Source organism: Occallatibacter gabretensis (assembly GCF_001449115.1).
GTDB classification, from domain to species: Bacteria; Acidobacteriota; Terriglobia; order Terriglobales; family Acidobacteriaceae; genus Telmatobacter; species Telmatobacter gabretensis.
Window position 1 is genome coordinate 1,514,015 of record NZ_LAIJ01000009.1, and the last position, 25,310, is coordinate 1,539,324.

The window sequence follows — 25,310 nt, forward strand, 5'->3', positions numbered from 1 at the left end:
CGCCGCGCAGGAAAAGTAGTATCCTGCCGGCATGATTCGCCTCGCCCTTCTGCTCGCACTCGCTTTGCCGGCCTCCGCCGGCAATGACCTCACAGCGCTACGCGAGCAGTGGGCGCATAATTTGCATGACAAGCGCGTAGAAGCCTCCATCGCGCAATATGCGCCAGAAGCCGATTTCCATGACCCAAGTGGAGTCGTTACGCACGGCACAGCCGCTCTACGCCTGCTCTTTCAAACCATAACGGACACATTCGACAGCGACATCACCTTTCTCGATCATCGCTCTGAGACCTCTGGCAATCTCGCCTACGATGCCGGAATCTATCAGGAAACTCTGGTCAAACGCGCAACGGGCCAAAAGCAGCAACTGCATGGCACCTACCTAACCGTCTATCGAAAAAATGCGGAAGGCCGCTGGCTGATCGTCCAGCAAATGTGGACCGTCGCCCCTGCCGATACAAATCCGCCTGTCCGGTAATACAATCTCTCCCTGCGCACGAAACTCTGCATCTCACGGCATGGGAGAAGGTTATGAAGACAACTGGTCGTTTGTTTATCGCGGCCGTGGCTCTGCTTACAGGTGGCTTGTGGACCCTGTTGAGCTACTGTAACGGCGCCACCAGTTTTAATTTCGGCTGGCCGGCAGACGGTTCCAAGCTCAGCGTCAACATCACCACCATAGGAACTGCCGTGTGGGTCGGCCTTCCGCTCATCCTCGTCGGAGTGATCGTGCTGGCCATCGCATTCGTTGCGGCGATCGTGATCCAGTTCATGCCCACCCACAGACACGATTACGAAGAGACTGAATCCGTTCGCCTGATTCCGCTCGACGAATAGCCGCGCATCACGCCAGCTTGAATGCTCGCGCAATCGCCCGCGCCGTCTCTGCCGGAGTGCATGTGCTCGTATCCACCGTAATCTTTGGCGTCGGCATCACCAGCACATCAAAACTCCGCGCCGCATGCATCTCCTCAAACAGCTCCACCGATGCCAGCTTGCCGTACTCCCGCCGCGACGGCTCCGCAATGCGCCGCCGGATCTCATCCAGCGGACAAACCAGCTCAGCAAACTCCACCGTCCCGCCCTCGCCCTGAACGGTCTCGACAAGTGTTGGAATAAATGTAGCCCGCACCGTCGCCTCAGGCGCAAAGGTAAAGATCAGCCCCGGCTGCTTCGCTCGCGCCGCCTCGCGGAAGAACGAAAGCCATATCTCCTCGCGCAGCTCCACAAACGGCGCGCTTCCAAATTCAAAGGTCGAAAGCAGCAAATCCACCACAAGGTGGTTATGAAACAGCGGCAGGCCCGTAATCGCCTTCAATTCCTGTGCCACAGTCAGCTTGCCCGCCGCCGGCATCCCATACAGAACAATCAGCCGCATCTTCGCTACTTCTTCCTGTCCGCCGCGCTCGCCTTATCCGGCTGCAGATACTTGTCCCACCATCCCAGCCACCGCTCATAGCGGTCCTTGATAAAGCTCGGCTTGGTGAATCCATGAAACTGCCCCGGATACACCACCAGCTCTGTCGGCACGCCCAATGACTTCAGAGTCTGGTACATCTGCTCGCCGCCCAGCAGCGGCACATTCATGTCACTCGTGCCGCCCATAAACATCGTCGGCGTATGAATCCGCTTGCCCGCTTCCAGAAACGGATAGCTGATCTTCTCGTACAGCTTCAGGTTCTCCCACGGCTTTCCGATCTCGTTGTCATATTGCAGGATGTACTGATCCACGCCATAGAACGAGAGCGCAAACGCCGTCCCGGCCCCGCTGATCGCGCACTGGAAGCGCGTATCGCTGGCAATCATGTAGTCCGTCAGAATGCCGCCATAGCTCCATCCCGTCACGCACATCTTTTTCGGGTCCGCCACACCCAGCGCAATCGCCTTATCCACGCCGGCCTTGATATCCAGCACTTCCTTGTTGCCCCAGTCGGCAGAAATCGCAGCGGAATACGCCTGCCCGCGCCCACTCGATCCGCGGTAATTCACATTCAGCTCGGCATAACCCTTCGTTGCCAGCCACTGCCGCTGAAAATCAAAGCTGTGCGCATCCTGGCCGTTTGGCCCGCCGTGAATAAACAGGATCATCGGCACTGCCGTACCGGCCTTCCAATCCGCAGGCTTCGTAATCAGCCCATGCGCGTCGTTTCCATCAGAAGCCTTGAACTCAATATCCTCCGTCGGAACTAAATTCAGCTCCGCCATCAGCGCTTCGTTGTTGTGGGTCAGCTTCCGCAGCGCTCCGTTTTCAAAGGCATATAACTCAGTCGGCGTTGCATCGTCCGTGTACGACACTACTGTGTGCCCACCAGCCGTCTCCCAACCTGTCACCACACCCTTCACATCCAGCAGCTTCTTCGTGCCCGGCCCATCCAGTTCCACCTGCGCCGGATACTCATAGCGGTCATCATTCACCAGGTAGCTCAGCGTCCCATCCGCTGCCCACCGCGGCGCGCTCACCGCCCTATCCAGCTTCGTCGCCGGATAGCTCACCTTTCCATCCAGCGTCACCACCGCTGGCTTTGACTGCGAATACTCCAGCAGCTTCAGCTCCGCACCTTCCTGAAACGCAATCGACTTCGAATCCGGGCTCCACGCAATCCGCCCGCCATCCGGACCCTTCCAATCCGTCAGCTTCTTCGCCGCCGAACCCGCCTTCGGCGCCACCACAAACACATCCGTATTGGTGCTGCGATCCGGGTCCGCATCATGGTTGCTCACATATGCAATCCATTGCCCATCCGGCGAAAAAACCGCACCTTCCTCATTCACGTTCTTGTCCGTGGTCAGCTTCTCCGCCTTCTTCGTCGTCAGATCCCAGAGATACAGCGCATCCCACTGGTCGTTGTGAATGTACCCCTCCACATCTTCCTTGAAGTGATAGCGATCCACCACAATTGGCTGCGGCTTCGCAGGTTTGCCCTCTTCCGCATCCGGTTCGCTCTTGGGATGCAGCGTCAGCAGCAGCTTCTTGCCATCCGGAGCCCACACATACCCGGAAATCTCCATGTCTTTCCCATCGACGCTCTTCACATCGGTCAGCTGCTGCGGCTCACCGCCACGCCGGTCCATCACCCACACCTGGCTGCCCTTCGCTGAAGTGGCCGTAGGCCCGGGTCGCGAAGACAGAAAGCTGATGTACTTCCCATCCGCCGAAAATTTCGCATTGCCCGCGCCTTCCTTGCCATAGGTCAGCTGTATCCGCTCTGACCCATCCCACTTCACCATCCACAGGTGGCTCTCGTTCTTGTCTTCCTTGAAATCCGTCTTGCTCACGGAATAGAGAAGCCACTCCCCATCCGGAGACAGAGCCGCCCCACCCACGCGCTCAAGTTTTCCCACGTCCTCGAGCGTGATCGCACGCTTTTTCGGCGCGTCTTGGGCAAAGGAAAAGACAAGACCGGCAGAACACACGGCCACGCAGGCAGCAAGTTTTCGCAGAAATAAAAGCATGGGCAGAAGAGTAACATCCGCGCGCATAAGGGCGCATAAAAATGTAGATCAGGATGTACGATTTCTTAGTCTGAACTGTTGTGAAAGGGCATAGCTTCAACTACCTGAGCCGCGCCCGCACCTCAGGCCGAATCAAATACAGAAAGAACACCAGGTTCAGAAACCCCTGCACCACCGCCGCAGCCTGCTGCTGCTGCGAGAAGACCCAGAAGTTATACCCCATCAGCAGAAACACCGCGGCCAGCGCCAGCACCCACGCCCAGCGAAACCCGACAATCAGCCCGCCGCTCGCCGCAATAAACGCTGCCGAAAAAATCAGAAAGCCCCACGGATAGTGCCCGCCGTTTACTACGCCAACCACAATCGTTCCGGCAATCAGCATCAGGTATAGGGCAATCGCCGCCACACCGGGCATCGGCATCTCGCGCTTCTGTTCGCGTTGGGGGCTCGGCTCTGTCATAACGTATGTAGATAAGCCAACAAATCGTGCAGCTCGCCATCGCTCAACGCCGCCGCCGGCATCATCCCTCGCCCATGCAGAATCGTTGCCGTCAGCCGCTCATCCGTCGGCGGCGCGCCGCTCGGCATCGCCTTCACCTTCGTAATTGCCTGTAGCCCCGGCCCCTGCTTGGCCTGCGTCGTCGTTGGATTATGGCACCGCGTGCAATTCACTTGAAAAATCTCTGCGCCACGCGCCTCGCTTGCAGTCCACTCTGAGGCCGGCTTCGAAGGAGGCAGATCATGGCATCCCGCAGCCAACAGTCCCGCAGCAAAAGCAAACCCACCAGCAATCAATCTCAAGCCCATTCTCTCTTGATGATACAAGTGCACAATGCAGAATAAAACGTGTCATCCTGAGCGAACGGGGCCCCAGACGTTTTCTTCAGCGCGGGGGTGATGAGTCGAAGGACCTGCTTTGGCTTTTCTGATCTCTGATCTCTGAACCCTGATCTCTACTCCGCCGCCGCAATCGCCTCCACAATCCGGTCCATCGCATGCATCTCATCATTGCTTCCCGGCCTGTGCCCGTTCACAAGAATCGAAAACACCAGCGTCTTCCCCGAATCCGCCTGCAAATACCCCGAAAGCGCATTCGTCCCATTCAGCGTCCCCGTCTTCGCCTGCACGCGCCCCTTCACCGGCGATTTCTGAAACCTCCCATGAATCGTTCCGTCCACGCCGCTCACGGGCAGGGAAGCGCGCCACCCCGCACCCCACGGCTGCGTCGCCGCATACGCCAGCAGCGTCGTCAGCGCCCGCGGAGCAATCCTGTCGTCATTGCTCATCCCGCTGCCGTCATAGAGATAAAAATCCCCATCATTCACGCCCGCGCTCACCAGAAACTGCCTCACCACCCGCGCCCCCTGCGCAATGCTCCCATCAGTCCCAAACAGCCTGCCCAGCATCCGCAGCATCAGCTCCGCGTGCAGGTTCTCGCTCAGCTTGTTCGTCATCACAATGTCCTGCTGCATCGGCACACTCACCCGTGTAGCCAGAACCTGCCGCCCCTCCGTCGGCATCGCAATCGTCGTCAAATCCGTCCGCGGAGCCAGAGCGACAGCCTCCGCTCGCTCCTTGCCAAAGCTCTCTGTATCCAACAACTCCCTCTGCGCTGTTGTCGCACCGTTCGCAACAGAAATCCCCGCAGTCTGCAACGCCTGAACAAACGCCTGCGCCGTCAGCAGCCCCGGATTATCTACAGCGACATCCCCATGCCATCCCTTCGCGCCCAGCGTCCCAAACGTGCGAACCGCATTGCTCCCCGGCTGCAAATCCACACCCACATGCGCCTCCGTACCAGCCGGAGCCACCGTCATCGCATTCGTAACGGTGTAATAGTTCACCGCCGGATTCCACGTAGCCGCAACCTTCCCCGCATCCGGCATCAGAGCCAGCTCAATCGAATTCTCGTTAAAGCTCAACGCACTCGCCGCCGCGCCATCACTCCACGCCAAATCCTCCCAGCTCCATCCCGTCCCCCACCTGTCCATCGGAAAAAAGCTTTCATCCCCAACCACCCGCCCCGCAACTTGCTTCACCCCCACCTTCGCCACCTGCGCCGCCAGCTCATTCAACGGCCCCAGCGGGTCAGGCTTCGCCGCAGGCACAGCATTCGCGGGCAGCGGAGTCGCCTGCGGCGCCTCATACGGATACTTCCTCGCACTCAACGTAGGATCTCCCGCGCCCAGAATCACCAGGTCCCCATGCAACACGCCATCCGTATCAATCGACCCCGTCGCCACCACCTGCGTCGTCCAGGTCAGCGTATTCACCGGCAGCAACGCCGATACCGCCGCCGTAGTCGTCAGCTTCGTATTCGAAGCCGGCACAAACAACCGCCCCTCATTGTGCCCATACAGCAGCTTCCCATCCAGCGTCGTCACGCTGACCCCAAACGTCGCATGCCCCAACTGCGGCTCCGCCAGAATCGCCTCAACCCGTGCACCAAGCGCAGCATCACTCCCACTCTGCGCAGAAAGAGCAGGCAAGCAAACAAGTAAAGTGAGCAATAAACAGGGAAGGGAACGACGCACCATATTCATGGCCGGAGTTTACAAGAATGCACCCTTAGAATCGGAATGTGAGCCCGCTCCGCCCCATCACCGAATGGCACCTCCGCACCCGCCATCTCTCACTCGGTTCCCGCACCCTCATCTGCGGCGTAGTCAACATCACCCCCGACTCCTTCTCCGACGGCAATCTCTTCCTCGTACCCGATAAAGCCATATCCCACGCCCTCCAACTCATCGACGAAGGCGCAGACATCCTCGATCTCGGAGCCGAAAGCACCCGCCCCGAATCAAAAGCCGGCACAACCGCCGCCCTTACAACAGAAGAAGAGCAATCCCGCCTCCTTCCCGTCCTCGAAGGCATCCTCAAAGTCCGCCCCGACGCCATCATCTCCATCGACACCTACAAAGCCCCCACCGCCCGCGCCGCGCTCCTTGCTGGTGCCGAAATCATCAACGACGTCAGTGGCTTCATCTGGGATCCCGCCATGCCCGCCTGCTGCGCAAAAGCCCAATGCGGCGTAATCCTCATGCACACCCGCGGCCTGCCCCACGAATGGCGCACCCAGCCCCAACTCCCACCCGACGATTTGCTCCAACTGGTCCGCAACGGCCTGACCGAATCCCTCGCCATCGCCCACGCCGCTGGAATCCCACCCGAAGCCATCGTCCTCGACCCCGGCTACGGCTTCGGCAAGCGCCTCAACGAAAATTTTTCTCTTCTCGCACAGCAATCGCTTCTGCTCGAATTGAATCGCCCTCTCCTCGTCGGCCTCTCTCGCAAATCCTTCCTCGGCCACACACTCGCGCCCCTCTACGCAGGCACTCCAGGCAGTCCAAAACAAAGAGAAACAGCAACCATCGCCGCCCACACCGCCGCTATCCTTCACGGAGCCTCCATCATCCGCACCCACTCCGTCCGCCCCGCCATAGAAGCCGCCCTCATCGCCGACGCCATCATTGCTGCAACAAAAAATCGCCTGGACGGCTAGTCCTCCTGTACCATCCTCGTCAAGGAATCACCACGAACCACCCCAACATCCACTCTGCATTCCAGGAGACACCCTGATGCACCCTCATCGCTCCGCGCAATTCCTCACCTGCGCCATACTCTTCGCTTCTGCAACCATCGCGTCGCAGGCGCAATCAGCCGCACCGCAGATGCCCGCAACCGATCTCGTCATCAAAAACGCCACAGTCATGACAGCCAGCCACGGCACCATCCAGAGCGGTTCCGTCTGGATCCACGCGGGCAAAATCGCCGGCGTCGGCGCCACCGTAAGCGCGCCCGCATCAGCCGTCGTCATTGACGCCACAGGCCTCTGGCTCACCCCCGGCATCATCGACCCCCACTCCCACTCCGCGCTCGATTCCGACGTCAACGAGGCCACCAGCCCCGTCACGCCCTCCATGCACATGGTCGACGCCTTCGATAACCGCCAGTCCGACCTCTACTACGCGCTCGCCGGCGGCGTCACCACCGAGCTCCTCTTGCATGGTTCCGCCAACATGATCGGCGGCCAGGCCGTCGTCATCAAAAACAAGTTCGGCCTCGACCGCGACCAGATGATCTTCCCCAACGCGCCCGGCTCCATCAAGTTCGCCTCCGGAGAAAACCCCAAGCGTGTCTACGGCTCGCGCGACCAGCTCCCCTCCACCCGCATGGGCAACTTCGAAGTCATGCGCATGGCCTTTGAAGATGCGAAGCATTACATGGCCGACTGGGACGCCTACGACGCCAAGGTCAAAAAGGGCGACAAAGACGCCACCGCCCCCAAGCGCGACCTCAAGCTCGAAGCCCTTGCAGACGTTCTCCGTGGCAAGCTCTACGTCCAGATCCACTGCTACCGCGCCGACGAGTTCCTCACCGAAGAAGCCATCGCCAAGGAGTACGGCTACAAGATCCGCGCCTTCCACCACGCGCTTGAAATGTACAAAGTGGCGGACAAAATCGCGCCCACAGAAACCGCCATCGCCACCTTCTCCGACTGGTGGGGCTACAAGGATGAAGCCTGGGACGCCATCCCCTGGAACGCCGTCATGTCCATGCGAGCCGGAGTCCGCGTAGCCCTCAAATCCGACTCAGACGACCACATCCGCCGCCTCTACGCCGAAGCCGGCAAAATGATCCACTACGGCGGAGCCACCGAGGACGAAGCCATCCGCATGATCACCCTGAACCCCGCCTGGATCATCGGCGTGGACGACCAAACCGGCTCCCTCGACGTCGGTAAGGATGCCGACCTCGTCCTCTGGAACCGCGACCCGCTCTCCACCTACGCCCGCGCGCAAAAAGTCTGGATCGACGGCGACCTCTTCTTCGACAACTCGCTACCCGGTCTCGGCACCACCCACTTCCACGGCGTCATGCACGACGGCGGCGGCTTCGGCTCAGACGACCAGGAGGACGGCCAGTGAAACTCTCAATGATTAACCAACAAGCCGGGTGCCCCTGGTCCCTCGCACTTGGGGACCAGGGAATGAAGCTCGCTCTCGCACTAACGCTCGCAATCGCACCAACGCTTCTGGCAGCCCAATCCACCCCCATCGCCATCACCAACGGCAAGCTCCTAACCATCACCCACGGCACCATCGAAAATGGCACCCTCATCCTCTCCAACGGCAAAATCTCAGCTGTCGGCGAAACTGGCAAAGTCACCATCCCCTCCGGCGCAACCATCGTCGATGCCAAAGGTCTCACCGTCTACCCCGGCCTCATCGAGCCCGAATCCAACTTCGGCCTCACAGAAATCTCCGCCGACGACAGCAACAACGACCTCGTCGAACGCTCCGACGAGATTATGCCCCACATGCACGTCTATGACGCCTTCCACGCTGAAACCGAGCTCATCCCGGTCGCGCGCCTCAACGGCATCACCAACGCCGTCGTCGCCCCCGCCAGTGAGGACTCCATCTCTGGCCAGGACATCTTCATCCAGCTCTACGGTCGCGACCGCGATCAGATGATCCTCGGCAAAGACGTCGCCCTCGCCATGAACTTCGGCGGCGATCAGCGCCGCCGCGGCGCTCACAGTTCCTTCCCATCCACCCGCATGGGCCTCGTCACCCAGCTCCGCCAAACCTTCCTCGACACGCAGGAGTACATGCACAAACAGGAGGCCGACACCAAAAAGGGCGAGAAGCCCAAACCGGACCTCAAATACGAAGCCCTGATCCCCTATCTCAAAGGCGAGCGTCCCGTCGTTCTCGGCGTCTATGAAGGCTACGAAGTCGAAGTCATCATGCAGCTCGCCCAGGAGTTCCACCTCAAGGTCATCCTCAACCACCTCACCCACACCCAGGACGTCCTCGACAAGATCGCCGCCTACCACGTGCCTGTCATCATCGGCTCCATCTACGATCAGCCCCGCGCAGGCGAGCGCTACGACTCCGTCTACACCCTCCCCGCAGAACTGGCCAAGCGCGGCGTCAAAATAGCCATCTCCTCGGCAGATGCAGGCGGTCCCGTCTCCAGCCACTCCGCCCGCAACCTGCCCTACGCTGCAGGCTTCGCTGTAGCTTATGGTTTGCCTTACGACGAAGCCCTAAAAGCCATCACCCTCAACGTAGCCGAAATGTTCGGCTTCGGCGACAAGCTAGGCTCCCTCGACGTCGGCAAAACGGCCAACGTAGTCCTCGCCAACGGCGACCCCCTCGACGTTCGTACTGACGTCAAGCAGGTCTACATCGAAGGCATAGCCGTCCCCATGACCAGCCGCCAAACCAAACTCCGCGACGAATACAGCAAATAATCACATAGCCGTACTCACCACCACCGCCGGGTGCCCCCAGGTCCGTGTTTTCGGACCTACGATACCTCAACCGCCGTTCTCCCACTCCCAGTTCTCCCACAAAAACAGCGGTGTCATCCTGAGCAAAGCCGGTCACGCATCGCGTGACCGGCAAGTCGAAGGACCTGCGGTTGTTCTTGCCCTTGTCTTTCGCCCGCACCGCCACCAATAACGGGTGCCCCATCCATCGAGCGCATTTTGCTCGATGGGTGGGATACCTCAACCGCCCGTTCTCCCACTCCCAGCTCTCCCACAAAAACAGCTGTGTCATCCCGAATGGAGCCGTTTTCTTCAGGCGAAGTGAGGGATCTGCGGCTGCTTTTCGCTTTGAAAGGGCACGGCTTCAGCCGTGCCGCAGCGTCTCGCCAAATTACCTGGGCTTTAGCCCCTGAGGGATGTTTTTCACCTCTCATTCTCATTCCAAAATTTTCCCAAAGAAAGTTTGCGTGCAATTAAGGGGTTTTCTGAAACACTCATAATCAGCAGAAGAAACGGCCGCGGCCCGAATCCCAAACGGATTCGGGCCGTGGCCGTTTCAGGGAGCCAGCCACCCACCCCCTCCCCCATCCCCTCTGCACCAGAAACGGTGCAAAACAGCATGAACCAAGGAAGCAATCCACAAAAACCCGTGGAACAAAGTGACATTAAGGCCGCAATAAGGCAGCATTAAGACACCCTGATTTCAGATCGCAAATTATTCAATAAAAACGAGTTAAAGATAAAATCAACGACAAAACGCAAAATCTTCCGTACAGAATCTGTATTTCTTTACGCAGCCGGCAATCGCAGCCGCTACAAAATCATCGGCACAGGAGGGATATAAACTTGCACATTACGCCAAGGGAAACAAAAATGACCCATCGCAAGCCGTTCCTTCTCGCCGTCATCCTGTGCGCCTTCGCATCCCTCGCCTCAGCTCAAACAAAACGTCCCATGACCTTTGAAGACATGATGGCCATGAAGCGCCTCGGCGAAACCGCCGTCTCACCCGACGGCCAGTGGCTCGCCTACTCCGTCGCCACGATCAACATAGAAGCCAACAAATCCACCTCACAGTGGTACCTCCAGAAAATCTCCGGCGGCAAACCCGTACAGCTGAGCTCACTCAACCCCGGCGACTCCGGCCTACAGTTTTCTTCGGACGACAAACAAATCCTTTTTATTTCCAGCCGCATAGGTTCGCAATCAATCTGGATTGCTGACTTTGATGCTGCAACGGGAACGATCTCAAATCCCGTCAATACGGCAATGGATCGGCGGCTTCGCTCGAACACCACAGACAATCCGCCGACTTATTCACTGGATGAAGACAACGCCCGCTGGTCGCCAGACGGCAAGTTCATCATCTTCACATCAGAAGTGTATCCAGACTGTCCTGCTATCAGCCTTGAGAACTCAAGCGCAGCGAAATGCACAATAAATCGCGACAAAGCCGCCGCCGACACCAAAGTCAAAGCACAAATCTTCACCGCACTCCTCTACCGCCACTGGAACCACTTCACCGGCGAGAAACGCAGCCACCTCTTTGAGCTATCCGTAGACGACAGCCAAATCCGCGACCTCACGCCAAACGACACTCATGACGTCCCGCCCTTCTCGCTAGGCGGCGACGGCGGCTTCAGCATCTCTCCCGACTCCAAAGAACTAGCCTTCACCGAAAACCCCGACGAAGTCCCCGCCACGTCCACCAGCGCGCAAATCTACACCCTCGACCTGACCAACCCATCCGCCAAGCCAATAAAAATCAGCACATCAGCCGGCGGCAACTTCTCACCCGCCTACTCCCCCGACGGCAAATACATCGCATGGCGCTCGCAAGCCCGAGCCGCCTACGAGAGCGACAAATTCCGCCTCGCCCTGTACGACAGGCAAAAGCGAACGTTGGAATATCCTTTGAGTTCCTCTGTCGTGTTCGAGGCCGGTCCCAAACCAGCCAACTTTGATCGGTGGGTTGACGAGTTCTCGTGGCGCGATGATTCGAAACTCATCTACTTCACTTCGGGATACGACGGCGAAGCACCGATCCAGAGCATTTCGTTAGAACCGATTCCCCATGACGCAGAGCAGGCTCTGCACGAAGATGCCGCTGCCCCACGCCCTGCTCAATCAGCGGAGGGAGGGCGTTCCACTGTTCATAGGCAGCTTGATCGATACGGAAAGATTCGTGGCGAGTGGAGCGGAATTCACGGCGTGATCGTGAATGGGAGATTTAGACTGCTCGGCACTCTAATGCGTGTGGACATGCCGAGTGAGGTGGTGCTCGGCGATCCGCTCGAGATCAATGACTCTGAAAGAACAGCGATTGTGACATTCGGTAACCCTGGATCGGTTCAGGAGACAACAAAGGAGACATACGAGCCAACTCTTATCACGCACCTCAACGACACACTCCTCTCCCAACTCGACCAATCCAAGCTCGAATCCTTCTGGTTCCCCTCCAAAGACGGCACAAAGGTCCAGGGCTTCCTGATCCGCCCGCCCAACTTCGACCCCGCCAAAAAGTATCCCGTGAAGTTTTTAATCCACGGCGGCCCGCAAGGCGCATGGGGTGATAGCTGGAGCTACCGCTGGAACGCCGAGCTCTTCGCCGCTAACGGATACGTCGTCGTCATGATCAACCCGCGCGGCTCCACAGGCTACGGCCAGGCATTCATAGACGGAATCAACGGCGACTGGGGCGGCAAGCCCTATCAGGACCTCATGACCGGCCTCGACTACGCCGAGCAACATTATTCCTTCATCGACAAATCCCGCGAATGCGCGCTCGGCGCAAGCTACGGCGGCTACATGGCTAACTGGATTCTCGGCCACACCAACCGCTTCAAGTGCATCGTCTCCCACGACGGCATGTTCAACCCCGAATCCGCCTTCGGCACCACAGAAGAGCTCTGGTTCAACACCTGGGAGTTCAAAGGCGCACCCTGGGACTACTACGGCAAACCCGACAGCGAGAACCCCTTCCGCAAATGGTCGCCCGCACTCTCGGCCAAGAACTTCAAAACCCCAACGTTAGTCATCCACAGCCAGCTCGACTACCGCCTCGACGTCTCGGAAGGCTATCAGCTCTTCACAGCCCTGCAACTCCAGCACGTCCCCAGCAAATTCCTCTACTTCCCCGACGAAGGCCATTTCGTCCAGAAGCCCCAAAACTCCCGCCTCTGGTACAGAACCGTCAACGACTGGGTAGACCAATGGGCAAATAAGATAGGCCCGGGCTGGTAGGCCGGGGATTTATCCCCGGCAATAATATCCACAAACGATTGGGGCCTTTAGGCCCTGAGGTATGCTTTCCGATGCCGTTCGCCCGCAAATCCTCGAAGCCGAAGGCCCCACTCAACGAAGCTGGCCTCTACGACTACGCCATCAAATCCCTCGGCCGCACCATGCGCACCGAAGCCGAACTCCGCCGCCTCATGCGCCAGCGCGTCGAACCGGGCGAGGCCGGTCAGCCCGTCATCGATACGGTTATAGAACGCCTCAAAGAGCACGGCTACCTAGACGACAAATCCTTCGCCGAGACCTTCACCCGCCTCCGCGTAGAAAACGAGAAGCTAGGTCAGCGCACCGTCCGCCAGAAGCTCACACAGAAAGGCGTCCCGGCACCCATCGTCAACGAAACCATTGAAGCGCGCTACGCCGGAACCGACGAAGAAGCTCTCGCCCGTCAGCACATCGAGCGCAAGCGTCTCAAGAAGCCCGAAAACGAAAAGGAAACCGCCCGCATACTGCGCCGCCTCATCGCCGCCGGCTTTTCCACCCGCGTCATCTACAAAATCCTCCGCCAGTGGGACGTCCCCGAAGAAACCTTGTCGGCCATCGAAACCATTCAAGACTCACTCGAAGACGAGCCACTTAACGAATGAGCCCCGTTAAACCTTCGGAACCTTGCTCGCCAGAATATCCAGCATTTCCACCTGCGGCGGCGTAGCAAACAGTTCCTCCGCCTTGGCAAAAAGTGCCTTGGCGATCTCGCCCGTCAGGTGGGCATTCCGGCCCTCTACGTCCTTGAACGTATCGAAGATGCCGAATTTCGCCGGTCCCAGCTTTACGGCATACCAGCTCGTCGTTCCGGTCTCCTGCTCCGCCAGCGGTTGCGCTGACTTCAGGAACTCTTCTACTTCGTTTTCTTTTCCAGCTTTCGCCTCAAGCAGTGCCAGAATCGCCAGTGTGTCCATGTTTTGTCCTCCAGATTTTTCGCTGCTCTTATGAGACGTATCGCCAGCCAATCGAGTTACATTCGCGCGCCTGTATTCGCCATGTATTCATACGCCGACGGAACTCGCGCCCGCCATGTGGCGTATCTCGTGTGGCGTATCTAAGGTACGATTGCCTCACGCTCCACTGAGAGGAGTTCCGCATCGTGTCCGCAACAACCGTCAAGCTGGCATCGGCTGCAGCGATTACCGGCGCAACTCTGCCGCTCGAGATCGCCGGCCTGGTCAAGCGGTTCGGCTCGCTCACCGCAGTAGACGGCATCTCGCTCACGCTCGCGCCAGGAGAATGTCTCGGTGTGCTAGGCCCCAACGGCGCAGGCAAAAGCACGCTCATCCGCTCCATCGTTGGCCGCGTCATCCCCAACAGGGGAACAGTTTCGATCTTCGGCAGCGCCGCCCAAAGCACAGCCGCCCGTCAGGCCCTGGGCTGGATCCCGCAGGAGCTAGCCATCTACCCGCGCCTAACCTGCGCCGAGAACCTCATCGCCTTCGGCCGCTACCACGGCCTCTCCGGAAGCAAGCTCAAAGAGCAATCCACCTGGTGCCTCGAGTGGGCCGCACTCACAGACCGCGCCAAAACCGTCGCCGGCGAGCTCTCCGGCGGCATGAAGCGCCGCCTCAACATGGCAGTCGGCATCATCCACCAACCCAAAGTGGTTCTCATGGATGAGCCCACCGTCGGCGTCGATCCGCAGTCCCGCAATCGCATCTTCGAAATGATTGAAGCCCTGCGCGCTCAGGGTGCTTCGCTCATCTACACCACGCATTACATGGAAGAGGCCGAGCGCCTCTGCGATCGCATCGCCATCGTCGATCATGGCCGCATCATTGCGGAAGGCACATACGCCGAGCTCGTGCGCAGCTCCTTCGGCTCCCGCAGCCAGGTCATCGCGCGCGTCACCGGCTCGCCGGAAACCATCGCAGCCTGGACAGCCCGCCACAACGGCCGCATAGTTGAAGGCGCAGCCGAATTCACCATTGAGCAATCGACGGAAATCTCCACGCTCCTCGCCGACGCCGCATCCTCCGCGATCGAGCTCGAAGACCTCGCCCTCCGCCGTCCCAATCTTGAATCCGTCTTCCTTCATCTCACCGGAAGGGAGCTCAGAGACTGATGTTTGCCATCCTCCAAACCGCCTTCGCCAGCCTGCGCCGTGACAGAGCCGCGCTCGCCCTCGCCTTCATTCTGCCCATCGGCTTCTTCAGCATCTTCGCCGTCATCTTCGGCAGCATGCATGACACCGTGCCCCGCGTAAAAGTCATCATCGTCGACCAGGACAACTCCGAAGCCTCAAAGAGCCTCGTCAACGCGCTCCTACACGAAGACACACTCCGCGTCAGCACTCACCCTGAAGCATCGAAAGCCCAGCCCAACCCGCCTGATTACACCGCACAGTCAGCGGAGGCATCCGTCAAAGCAGGCGACGTCTCTGTTGCGCTCATCATTCCGCAGGGCTGGGGCGCAAACCCGATTTCCTTTGGTCAAGGGCAGGATCAAAACACACACAAAATCCAGCTCCTCAACGACTCCAGCGACGCCATCGCCCCGCAGGTCGTCAGCGGAATGCTGCAGAAGGCCGCAATGACCTCGCTTCCCGCCACCATGGCTGAGATGGGTCAGAAGTACACGGAAAAATACATAGGCACACTCACGCCCGAGCAGCGCAAGCAGTGGAACGACAACCTCGCCTACCTCAAAAGACTCCAGCAGGATCGCACGCAAACCAGCGCAACTACCGCCAGCGCCAGCCCAACTTCATCCTCCTCCGGCTCCGGCTTCAACGGCATCATCAGCGTCCAAACCCGCTCCGTCGTAGGCGAATCGCAGAACAAGCCGATGATCTCTTACTACGCCGCCGCCGTCGGAGTCATGTTCCTGCTCTTCACCGCATCCAGCTCCGCGGGCGCGCTGCTCGATGAAGCCGATAGCGGCACGCTCGACCGCGTCCTCAGCTCGCGCATCGGCATGACCACCCTGCTCGCCGGCAAGCTCACCTACAACACGCTGCTCGCTTTCACGCAGCTCACCGCCATGTTCGTCTTCGGCTGGGCCGTCTTCCACCTTGATCTCTGGACACACATTCCCGGCTTCCTCGTCATGGGCCTCAGCACAGCCTTCGCCGTCGCAGCCTTTGGAATGCTCCTCGCCAGCCTGGCCAAAACCCGCGCCCAGCTCGGAGCCATCTCCACGCTGCTTATCCTCACCATGTCCTCCATCGGCGGCAGCATGTTCCCGCGCTACCTCATGAGCGATGCCATGCAAAAGGCCGGCCAATTCACGCTCAATTCCTGGGCCATTGACGGCTTCACGAAAGTCTTCTGGCGCGACCAGCCCGTCACCGCCCTCTGGCCGCAAGTAGCCGTCCTACTCGGTGCCGGCGCAGTGCTCTTCCTGCTAGGCCGCCGCTTCGCCCGCCGTTGGGAGTTCTCTTAGGCGCGAGTGACGAAGAATGATGAACCAATGGGTGCCCCAGGTCCGGATTTTCGGACCTGGGATAGCAGCTCTCATCCCCCGCACGAATCGCGCGAAGCGCCGCCCGCCCCACGCGCAGTGGTTACACTGGAAGCGTATGCAATACCGCTCGGGAAACGAAATCCGCGAAACATTTCTGCGCTTTTTTGAGTCGAAGTCGCACCGCCGCGTGCACTCTTCCTCACTGGTGCCTGCCAACGATCCCACGCTGCTCTTCACCAACGCGGGAATGAACCAGTTCAAAGACGTCTTTCTCGGCGCCGAAAAGCGCGACTACGTCCGCGCCGCTACCTCGCAGAAGTGCGTTCGCGCCGGCGGCAAGCACAACGACCTCGAAAACGTAGGCTTCACGCGCCGCCATCACACCTTCTTTGAGATGCTGGGCAACTTCTCCTTCGGCGACTACTTCAAGAAGGACGCCATCGCCTACGCATGGGAACTCATCACCAGCCCCGAGTGGTACGGCATCCCGAAAGACAAGCTCTACGTCACGATTTTTGAAGGCGCAGGCGAAGTCCCCCGCGACAACGAAGCCGAGCAGTTCTGGATCGAAGTCGGCGTACCCAAAGAACGCATCTTTGAGTACGGCGTCAAAGACAACTTCTGGCAGATGGGCGAAACCGGCCCCTGCGGCCCCTGCTCAGAAATCTTCTACGACATGGGCCTCGAAGCCAGCGAGCACGGCAAAGATTTGCCCTTCGGCCAGGACGACGCCCGCTACGTAGAAATCTGGAACCTCGTCTTCATGCAGTTCGACCGCTCGGCGGTAGTAACAAACGGCAGAACCACCGGCTACATGCTCACCCCGCTCCCCAAGCCATCCATCGATACCGGCATGGGCCTGGAGCGCGTCTCGGCAGTTCTTCAGAGCAAGCTCTCGAACTTCGAAACCGACCTCTTCACGCCGCTGATCCAACGCGCTGGCGAATTGACGGGCCTCGTAACAGGGCACGACACGAAAGGCTCCGAATCAAGTCCGGCTGAAGGCTTTGTAACAGGGCACGACTTTAGTCGTGCCGAAAGCGCACCCCAAAAAGATGGGGCTTTAGCCCCTGTGGGAATTGAATCGCTGGTACAAAATGCCAGCCTCCGCATCATCGCCGACCATGCCCGCGCGGCAACCTTTCTCATTAACGACGGCGTCGTGCCCTCAAACGAAGGCCGCGGCTACGTGCTCCGCAAAATCCTTCGCCGCGGCATCCGTCACGGCCGTCTGCTCGGCCAGGAAAAGCCTTTCCTCTTCGAAATGGTCTACGCTGTTCGCGACCTGATGAACGGCGCTTACCCAGAACTAAACGATTCCACCGACCGCGTAGCCAAAGTCATCGAAGCCGAAGAGAAGCAGTTCGACCGCGTGCTTAAAATCGGCCTCACGCGCCTCGACGACCAACTTTCGCAATTGGTCGAGAAAAAACGTCTCTTGTCGGAATTCGTAGCTTTGGAAAAAGCTACGAATTCACTCTCGGGGAACGACGATGTGAGCCGAATCAATGACCTCTATGACGTAATTCAGGGAAAGTATTCAGAGTTTCGAGGCGAATACTGGGGAAATGAATGCGGCACAAACCACCTCCTTCATCAGAAAGTAGCCTTCCCAGGAACAGATGCCTTCCATCTCTACGAAACCTTTGGCTTGCCACTCGATTTCATGGTCGATGCAGCCCGCGATGCTGGCATCGGCTTCGACATGGAAGGTTTTGAGAAGGCCCGCGCCGAAGAACAAGCCCGCGCCCGCGCAAGCTGGAAAGGCGGCAGCCAGAAGACCGCCAGCCCCGCCTACCGCGAGCTGCCAAAGACCATCTTCGAAGGCTATAAGCAGCTCACTTCGACGAACTCCGAAGTCCTCGCCATCGTCAAAGATGGCGCAGGCATCCCCGCCGCCAAAGCAGGCGAGCTCGTAGATGTAGTCCTCGACCACACCAGCTTCTACGGCGACTCCGGCGGTCAGATCGGCGACACAGGCGTCTTCCTCTCCACCGATGGCAACACGACCGTCGCCGAAATTCAAGGCTGCGTCCTCCCCGTGCAGGGAGTCCGCGCTCACCGCGCGCTCCTCAAGCAGGACCTCGCCGTCGGCGACCACGTCAACACAATCGTCGATGGCCAACGCCGCGACTCCATCAAGCGCAACCACACCGGCACGCACCTGCTCCACGCCGCGCTCCGCCAGGTTCTCGGGCTCCACGTAAAGCAAGCCGGCTCGCTCGTCGATCCCACGCGCCTCCGCTTCGACTTCTCCCACTTCGCGCAGGTCGCCGACGAAGAACTCCAGGAAATCGAAACCATCGTCAACCGCGAAATTCTCTCCAACGCCGCGGTCGTTACCCTCGAAGACGTGCCCATCGACGTAGCCGTCAACGAGTATCACGCCATGGCCCTCTTCGGAGAAAAGTACGGCGACAAGGTCCGCGTCGTAAAGCTTTCTGACGGCTTCTCGACTGAGCTCTGCGGCGGCATTCACACCGCAGCCACCGGCGAAATCGGCCTTTTGAAACTGACCAGCGAAGGCGCAGTTTCCAGTGGCGTCCGCCGCGTCGAAGCCATCAGCGGCTTCGGCTCGCTCGACACCTTCCGCCGCGACTTCGAAGTCGAAAAGCTCGCAGCCCGCCTCGCGCCATCGCCAACTCTCGGCCCCGCCGAAGCCCTCGATGCCAGGTTCGTCTCACAAGAAGAGGAGCTCAAGAAGCTCCGCCGCGAGCTCGACGAACTACGCATGAAGTCTGCTTCCGGAGGTCTCGACGAAGTCCTCGCCTCAGCCGTCGAAGTCAAAGGCGTCAAGGTCCTGCGTCATCGCGCCGACCAGCTAGAACGCGGCCAACTCCGCACCCTCGTGGACAACCTGAAGCAGAAAGCCGGCGAAGCCATCGTCGTTCTCGCCAGCGCCCAGCCCGAAGGTAAAGTCGCCATCATCGCCGGCATCACTCCCGACCTGGTAAAGCGCATCCAGGCCGGCAAGCTAGTCGGCGCAGTCGCGAAGCTCGTCGGTGGCTCCGGCGGCGGCAAGCCGGAAATCGCAGAAGCCGGCGGCAAGGACCAGGCTCAAATCGGCGCAGCTCTCGATGCCGTCCCGCAAATCGTCAGCGACCTTCTCGCCTGAGAGGAGGCCGCTTTTATGCAGCTAGCCGACGTCCCATCTCTCCGCGCCGCCCTGCTCACCTGGTACCACGCCAACAAGCGCGATCTCCCATGGCGCAGAACCGAAGATCCATACGCCATCTGGGTTTCGGAGATCATGCTGCAGCAAACACGCGTCGCCGCAGTCATTGACCACTTCAAAATCTTCATGGATCGCCTTCCAACCGTCACCGCACTCGCTCTCGCATCGGAACAAGAGGTCCTCGCCCTCTGGAGCGGCCTGGGCTACTATCGCCGCGCCCGAATGATGCACAAGGCCGCACAGTCTCTCGTTGCCAATCATCAAAACGCGCTGCCTTCTACTTCGGTGGACCTCCGCAAGCTCTCCGGCATCGGCGCATATACCTCCGCCGCCATCGCCAGCATCGCTCACGGCGAGCCCATCGCGGTAGTGGATGGCAATGTCGAGCGCGTCATCTGCCGCCTCGCCGGCTGGGAAGAGGCTTCCGGCGCCGGAGCGACCGCACAAGACCGCGAAATCGGATCACTAGCGAATCGCCTTCTCGATCCCGCGCATCCCGGCGACTTCAATCAGGCCATGATGGAGCTGGGCGCCACCATCTGCCTGCCACGCAATCCGCAGTGCACCGCCTGTCCGCTGTTTACCGAATGCAAAACACGCGGCGAACACAAAACCACGCCCCGGCCCAAAATGCAGAGCCGTCCCATCGGCTATGCGCTAGTCCTCCGCAAAACCCGCAGCCGGCAAGCCACGCAGGAAGTCTTGCTTGAGCAGCGCCCCGCCGCACAATCCGTCATGCCCGGCTTATGGGAACTGCCGATGCTGAACACGCCAGAAGTTCCAGAGGAAGACCTGCTTCTCGCTGTCCGCCACTCCATCATGCAGGTTAATTACAACGTTCAAGTCCGTTCCGCCACCGCCAAAACCGTCCGTGCGCACACCGTCGAAGGCGGCGAGCGCCACTGGATTTCGCTCACTCAAGCGGCATCACTGCCGCTCACCGGCCTCGCTCGAAAGATACTTAAGCGTCTGGAACTCCTCCCGGCAGCGTTATCGTAGAGACAGGCATCCGCTCCAATCCCTTCTCCAGGAAATCCCATGAACCTCAGGCTCATCGCCCTCGCCACCGTGCTTACCATCCCCGCAGCCGCCCAGCAACTGACGGTTCCCGCCGTCTCTGGTCTTCCGCCCGCCGCGCACCAGGCAGCCGAGTCCATCAACCCCGAGCACATGCGTGCCCACGTGCACTTTCTCGCGCTTGATCTGCTGGAAGGCCGCGGCCCGGGCACTCGCGGTGACCAGCTTGCAGCCGAATACATTGCCACGCAATTCGCCCTGAATGGCCTTACTCCCGCTGGCGATGGCGGAAGCTGGTTTCAGAAGGTTCCGCTCTACGCTGTCCACACGCTTGAGGACAAAACCACCTTCTCATTCGCTCCCTCCAGCGGCGCACCCATCTCCCTGGCCTACAACACCGACATCGTCTCAAAAAACCAGACCGGCCAGCCATCCGCCGATATCGACGCTCCCATTGTCTTTGTCGGCTATGGCATCCACGCCCCCGAGTACAACTGGGACGATTACGCCGGTATAGACCTCAAGGGCAAAATCGCACTCGTCATCGTCAACGAGCCGCCGTCAGACGATGAAAAATTCTTCAAAGGCAAAACGCTCACCTATTACGGCCGCTGGACTTACAAGTACGAAGAAGCCGCTCGCCGAGGAGCTGTGGGCGTGCTCATCATTCATCGCACAGATCTCGCCAGTTACGGCTGGCAGGTCGTCCGCGACTCGCAGATTATCGAAAAGAGCTATCTGCAAGGAGATCCTCTCGCCACGCTCCGCGCTGCCGCATGGATTCAGCATGATGTTGCGCAGAAACTCTTCGATGCAGCGGGCATGGGCAAGATGGACGAGCTTATAGACAAAGCCGGCAAGCCAGGCTTCCACGCCGTTGAGTTGCCCATCCGGCTCAAAGGCCACATCGAAAGCCGCGTGCGCCGCTACAACTCTACTAACGTTGTAGCCAAAGTCCCCGGCGCGGCCTCCGGTTCAAACGCCGTCTTCTACACCGCGCACTACGACCACCTCGGCATCGATCCGAACGCCAAGGGCGATGGTATCTATAACGGAGCGGCAGACAACGGCACCGGCTGCGGCATTCTGATCGAGATGGCTCGCGCCGTTGCGCAGTCGAAACAGCGCCCGCCGCATGACATGTACTTTGCCGCCGTAACCGCGGAAGAGCAGGGCTTGCTGGGCTCACAATATCTCGGCATGCATCCACCTGTGCCCGCAGGACAGATCACGCTGGATCTGAACTATGACATGCTGCTTCCCATCGGCATCCCACGCTCGGTCACGCTTGGCGGTGCGGAGCGCATCAATTTCTGGCCCACCGTGCAGTCCGTTGCCAAAGACTTTGACCTCAAGCTCCAGCCCGACCCGACTCCGGGCGCAGGGCATTACTATCGCAGCGATCATTTTTCACTCGCCCGCGTGGGCATTCCGTCCTTCTCGGTCGATCAGGGCGAACTCTTCGAGGGCCACGACGAATCATGGGGACGGGCGCAGGCCGAGGATTATGTGGCTCACCACTACCATCAGCCCTCGGATGAGTACGACCCTAAATGGGACTTCCGCGGAAACGCCAAATTAGCTCAGTTCGGCTTTGTGCTCGGCTGGCTGGCCAGCGAACAGCCAATGCCGATCGAGTGGCAACCGGGCGACGAGTTTGAGGCAGCGCGGAAGAAATCTCAGTAGATTTGCGTAAGTTATCCTGTGCTGCACAGTTTTCCAAGTGACTTCTTTTGTATAGATTGCAGACGATTGCACAGTTCTTATTTGGATCTTTATGCGATCTTCATTTCAAGACTGTGCAACTTCGTGACTCTATAACTGTAGAAAATAAAAGGCCCGGCTTGAGAGCCGGGCCTTTTATTTCTTCTACTGATTATGAGTATGGCAGAATCCGCGAATTATTGTGCAATAGTTTTCCACAGTTTGAAGAAATATTTTTCCGGCACAAGAGCAAGACCCGAGCTTCGTAACTAGAGGGTCAGGTCAGCGAACAAAAACTCCCACGAGGTATCGAGATAGAGCCACCGCTGCGCGCCAAACCAGCTCGTCGGCAGAGAGGGAACGTGCAGCAGGGTGTGCCCACCGACGCAGATCATCTCCGTTCCATTCCAACCCAGGAAGGTCTGTGAGGCGAGTCCGACTCGGGCGGGGTGCGTTACGCGACGCAGGCACACCGGGCATCGTTGACGCTGGTCCATCAATGCCCATCGAAAGCCGAAGAGGCAAAGCAGGAAGTTTGCCATCAACTGCATGAGCTCAGCCGTTTCCGAATACCCTCCGACGCGCGCGTATGCAATATCAAGTGAAGCAAAGTAAGCGATAGAGGAAATCAGCGCAAGTTTTGCGCAGAGAAAGAGCCAGCGCGACATACTTTGCTTCCACGATGGCCGATGCGAGCTGAAGCTTGACTCGCTCATGGAGAGCGAGGTCACGGCAGGCAGCGCCAGAGCGGCGAGGAAGAGCGCAAAGAGATAAATCCTCCACGGGCCTGTCGCGTTGCCGTTAATCGCGATACCGCAAAAGGACGGCTCGTGATCTCCCATGCCACGCACCGTAACGGAAATCCGTTCGGTGTCCATCGCCTGCTGCCCTATCTTCGTCAGATGCGCCACCACGTAGCCGGAGGCGTCCTGATTTCCAGAAGCAAGCTGCGCGTCCGGTACAAGAAGCCAGAGATCAGGATTAACAGGCGGCTTCCATGAACTGCACGGAAGCACTCCGGCGATCCTGACGATCTGCTCTCCAATCCGTATCGTCCGTCCGGCGGCATGCGGGTCAGAGCCAAAGCTGCGAACCCACATGTCATAGCTCAGAATCACCTGTGGAAGGCTCCGGTCTGTATCCATGGCTATATTGGCACCGCGAACCGGAAGCCCCAACAGGGTCATCATATTTGTGCTAGCGAGTGCCACAATGAATTTGCCATTGCGAGTTGCTGAGAGAGCTACTGTCTGTGTATCCGTGCGATAAAATCCGAGTCCGTCGAAATATCGCTGGTAGCTCGATCTCCAATTTTGAAACTCCGCATAGGTAATCGCCGGTACCTGGTGGTCATCGAAATTCGTTGCCGCAATCAGCAACAGATTCGGTCGCACCGGATGAAGAACAGTATCGTATTCCGCACGAACACCTGGAAGTAAACACGCGAGTATCGCGCAGAGCACGAACAGAGATGCCAGCCACAGCAGACATTGCATGGCGGAACTGTGCACATTCACAGCTTTCGATTGCTCATCCCATGCCTGCCGCCGCAGGCACTGCGCATCCGCAAATGAGCCGAGGCAGAACGCGGCCACCTCCCGCTGCGTGTGCCAGCAGAACGCGCTCCGCTCAATGCGCGCATCTGCCACATGCCACAGTTCTGCTTTCCATTCGCTGAGCCATTCTTCTCGCCGGTCCACCGACACCAGCAGAGAGGCTGCATACAACATGCTCAGATTCATTGCGCGGAAGGCAAGATTCAAGTTGAGGTTCATACCTGCTGCGCCTCCTCGACGGGGAAGAGACGCTCCAGTAGTGGATAGCGCTTGCGGGAGGATTCAAGGGCAGTCTTTCCAACCGCAGTGAGCTTATAGTATTTGCGCGGCGGTCGTTGTTCAGAGTCGGCAATAGACTGGAGTTCCCACTGCGAACGAATCAGCTCGTCACGCTCCAGGCGGCGCATCGCCGGGTAGACGGTGCCGCTGGGCAGACCCGTCACCTCCATAATGCTGAATCCGTACACGTAGCCGGCATGGATTGCCTGCAGGATCATTGCGGCCGTATGGGAGAGTTTTGTCTCGGCAGCCATGGCGGAATTCTACCTATGTAGCAAACTACTTGACAACAGGAAGATTCTGATTATGCTGAATGCTACATAGGGTTCCGGAGGGCTCACCATGCTGGAAGCACAACACCTGTACCGAAGTTTTCGCGGCATTGCTGCTGTCAGTGATGTGAGTTTTCGGCTAGCACCAGGTGAAATTGTCGGCTTTCTAGGGCCGAACGGCGCTGGAAAATCGACCACGGTGAAGATGATCACCGGCATGCTCCGCGCCAACGATGGCCACGTGCTATTTGAAGGCAAAGACATTCGCGAAGACATGGTGGCGTACCGCAGTGTGCTCGGCTATGTGCCGGAAGAGGCGCATCTTTACTCATATCTTTCCGGGCTTGAATATCTGCAGCTTGTTGGCCGGTTGCGCGGAATGGGCGAGGCGCTGATTGAAACAAAAGCTACGAGTCTGCTGCGCCATCTGCAACTGGAGTCATGGCAACACTCGCCCATTTCGACCTACTCAAAGGGCATGCGGCAGAGAGTGCTGATCGCGTCCGCCTTGATCCACAATCCCCGGCTGTTGATCTTTGACGAACCGCTTTCGGGATTGGACGTGTTAACAGCGCGGCTGTTCAAAGACCTGTTGGAAGAGCTGGCCGCGCAAGGTAAGGCCATCCTTTACATTTCGCACGTGCTTGAAGTGGTGGAGCAGATCTGTAATCGCGTCATTGTGATTGCGAAAGGCAAGGTGCTGGCCGATGCGCCGCCGTCCGAGTTAGCCGCCATGATGAGCCTGCCAAACCTGGAGCATGTGTTTGCGCAGCTCGTGCAGCAGCAGGATACGCGGTCAGTTGCGCATCAGATCACGGAGGTCATGCAGATCACTCATGCCTGAATTCATTCAGCGTATTTTTCAGCGATCCGATTCTTCGGCC

General features: G+C 58.9%; 21 protein-coding genes. 13 read left to right on the forward strand and 8 right to left on the reverse strand.

Annotated elements, in window-relative coordinates; translation table 11 throughout:
* Positions 1–31: 31 nt before the first annotated feature.
* Both VO84_RS12565 and VO84_RS12570 read left to right on the forward strand, forming a co-directional pair.
* A complete protein-coding gene (locus VO84_RS12565) occupies positions 32–478 on the forward strand; it encodes a YybH family protein (RefSeq protein WP_058187964.1) in 447 nt (148 codons plus the stop codon).
* A gap of 53 nt (positions 479–531) precedes the next feature.
* A complete protein-coding gene (locus VO84_RS12570) occupies positions 532–837 on the forward strand; it encodes a hypothetical protein (protein WP_058187966.1) in 306 nt (101 codons plus the stop codon).
* A gap of 7 nt (positions 838–844) precedes the next feature.
* Here VO84_RS12570 and VO84_RS12575 read toward each other — a convergent pair whose 3' ends face one another.
* The 5 genes from VO84_RS12575 to dacB form a co-directional block, all read right to left on the reverse strand.
* Positions 845–1,378: a P-loop NTPase family protein gene (locus VO84_RS12575; protein ID WP_058187968.1), complete on the reverse strand. Its 534-nt coding sequence runs from the start codon at positions 1,376–1,378 to the stop codon at positions 845–847.
* A gap of 5 nt (positions 1,379–1,383) precedes the next feature.
* Entirely contained in the window at positions 1,384–3,453 is a 2,070-nt protein-coding gene (locus VO84_RS12580; RefSeq protein ID WP_082662073.1) for a S9 family peptidase, read from the reverse strand.
* A gap of 100 nt (positions 3,454–3,553) precedes the next feature.
* Positions 3,554–3,913 carry a hypothetical protein gene (locus tag VO84_RS12585; RefSeq protein ID WP_058187969.1) on the reverse strand — a complete coding sequence of 120 codons (360 nt, stop codon included), beginning with the start codon at positions 3,911–3,913 and terminating at the stop codon, positions 3,554–3,556.
* Positions 3,910–4,260 carry a c-type cytochrome gene (locus VO84_RS12590; RefSeq protein WP_058187970.1) on the reverse strand — a complete coding sequence of 117 codons (351 nt, stop codon included), beginning with the start codon at positions 4,258–4,260 and terminating at the stop codon, positions 3,910–3,912. The genes VO84_RS12585 and VO84_RS12590 overlap by 4 nt, the downstream gene beginning before the upstream one ends.
* 146 nt (positions 4,261–4,406) lie before the next feature.
* Positions 4,407–5,942 (reverse strand): D-alanyl-D-alanine carboxypeptidase/D-alanyl-D-alanine endopeptidase, encoded by a 1,536-nt coding sequence (gene dacB / locus VO84_RS12595; protein ID WP_197414013.1) that lies wholly within the window; start codon positions 5,940–5,942, stop codon positions 4,407–4,409.
* A 92-nt stretch (positions 5,943–6,034) separates the two neighbouring features.
* Here dacB and folP point away from each other — a divergent pair, with 92 nt between their 5' ends.
* The 5 genes from folP (at position 6,035) to VO84_RS12620 (ending at position 13,617) form a co-directional block, all read left to right on the forward strand.
* A complete protein-coding gene (gene folP / locus VO84_RS12600; protein WP_058187972.1) occupies positions 6,035–6,955 on the forward strand; it encodes a dihydropteroate synthase in 921 nt (306 codons plus the stop codon).
* A gap of 76 nt (positions 6,956–7,031) precedes the next feature.
* Complete coding sequence (locus VO84_RS12605) at positions 7,032–8,381, forward strand: amidohydrolase family protein (protein ID WP_231737905.1); 1,350 nt, start codon at positions 7,032–7,034, stop codon at positions 8,379–8,381.
* A complete protein-coding gene (locus tag VO84_RS12610; RefSeq protein WP_231737906.1) occupies positions 8,378–9,715 on the forward strand; it encodes an amidohydrolase family protein in 1,338 nt (445 codons plus the stop codon). Before VO84_RS12605 ends, VO84_RS12610 begins: the two co-directional genes overlap by 4 nt.
* Positions 9,716–10,606: 891 nt before the next feature.
* A complete protein-coding gene (locus VO84_RS12615) occupies positions 10,607–12,976 on the forward strand; it encodes a dipeptidyl-peptidase 5 (protein WP_231737907.1) in 2,370 nt (789 codons plus the stop codon).
* A 71-nt stretch (positions 12,977–13,047) separates the two neighbouring features.
* Entirely contained in the window at positions 13,048–13,617 is a 570-nt protein-coding gene (locus tag VO84_RS12620; protein ID WP_058187973.1) for a regulatory protein RecX, read from the forward strand.
* A 6-nt stretch (positions 13,618–13,623) separates the two neighbouring features.
* Here VO84_RS12620 and VO84_RS12625 read toward each other — a convergent pair whose 3' ends face one another.
* Positions 13,624–13,929, reverse strand: a complete 306-nt coding sequence (locus tag VO84_RS12625) for a putative quinol monooxygenase (protein WP_058187974.1) — start codon at positions 13,927–13,929, stop codon at positions 13,624–13,626.
* Positions 13,930–14,114: 185 nt separating this feature from the next.
* On the opposite strand from VO84_RS12625, the gene VO84_RS12630 reads away from it, so the two are divergent.
* From VO84_RS12630 to VO84_RS12650, 5 genes are all read left to right on the forward strand, one after another.
* Entirely contained in the window at positions 14,115–15,083 is a 969-nt protein-coding gene (locus tag VO84_RS12630) for an ABC transporter ATP-binding protein (RefSeq protein ID WP_058187975.1), read from the forward strand.
* The gene (locus VO84_RS12635; protein ID WP_058187976.1) at positions 15,083–16,402 is read left to right on the forward strand and encodes an ABC transporter permease; all 1,320 of its coding nucleotides are present in this window, start codon (positions 15,083–15,085) and stop codon (positions 16,400–16,402) included. Before VO84_RS12630 ends, VO84_RS12635 begins: the two co-directional genes overlap by 1 nt.
* Before the next feature lie 136 nt (positions 16,403–16,538).
* A complete protein-coding gene (alaS, locus tag VO84_RS12640) occupies positions 16,539–19,538 on the forward strand; it encodes an alanine--tRNA ligase (RefSeq protein ID WP_058187977.1) in 3,000 nt (999 codons plus the stop codon).
* A 15-nt stretch (positions 19,539–19,553) separates the two neighbouring features.
* Positions 19,554–20,597, forward strand: coding sequence for an A/G-specific adenine glycosylase (locus tag VO84_RS12645; RefSeq protein ID WP_058187978.1), 1,044 nt, complete (start codon positions 19,554–19,556; stop codon positions 20,595–20,597).
* A gap of 39 nt (positions 20,598–20,636) precedes the next feature.
* Positions 20,637–22,301: a M28 family peptidase gene (locus VO84_RS12650; protein WP_058187979.1), complete on the forward strand. Its 1,665-nt coding sequence runs from the start codon at positions 20,637–20,639 to the stop codon at positions 22,299–22,301.
* 287 nt (positions 22,302–22,588) lie between these two features.
* On the opposite strand, the gene VO84_RS12655 is transcribed toward VO84_RS12650, so the two are convergent.
* Complete coding sequence (locus tag VO84_RS12655; RefSeq protein ID WP_058187980.1) at positions 22,589–24,094, reverse strand: hypothetical protein; 1,506 nt, start codon at positions 24,092–24,094, stop codon at positions 22,589–22,591.
* The gene (locus VO84_RS12660; protein WP_058187981.1) at positions 24,091–24,408 is read right to left on the reverse strand and encodes a PadR family transcriptional regulator; all 318 of its coding nucleotides are present in this window, start codon (positions 24,406–24,408) and stop codon (positions 24,091–24,093) included. Before VO84_RS12660 ends, VO84_RS12655 begins: the two co-directional genes overlap by 4 nt.
* Before the next feature lie 88 nt (positions 24,409–24,496).
* On the opposite strand from VO84_RS12660, the gene VO84_RS12665 reads away from it, so the two are divergent.
* Entirely contained in the window at positions 24,497–25,270 is a 774-nt protein-coding gene (locus tag VO84_RS12665; RefSeq protein WP_058187982.1) for an ABC transporter ATP-binding protein, read from the forward strand.
* Positions 25,271–25,310: the final 40 nt, after the last annotated feature.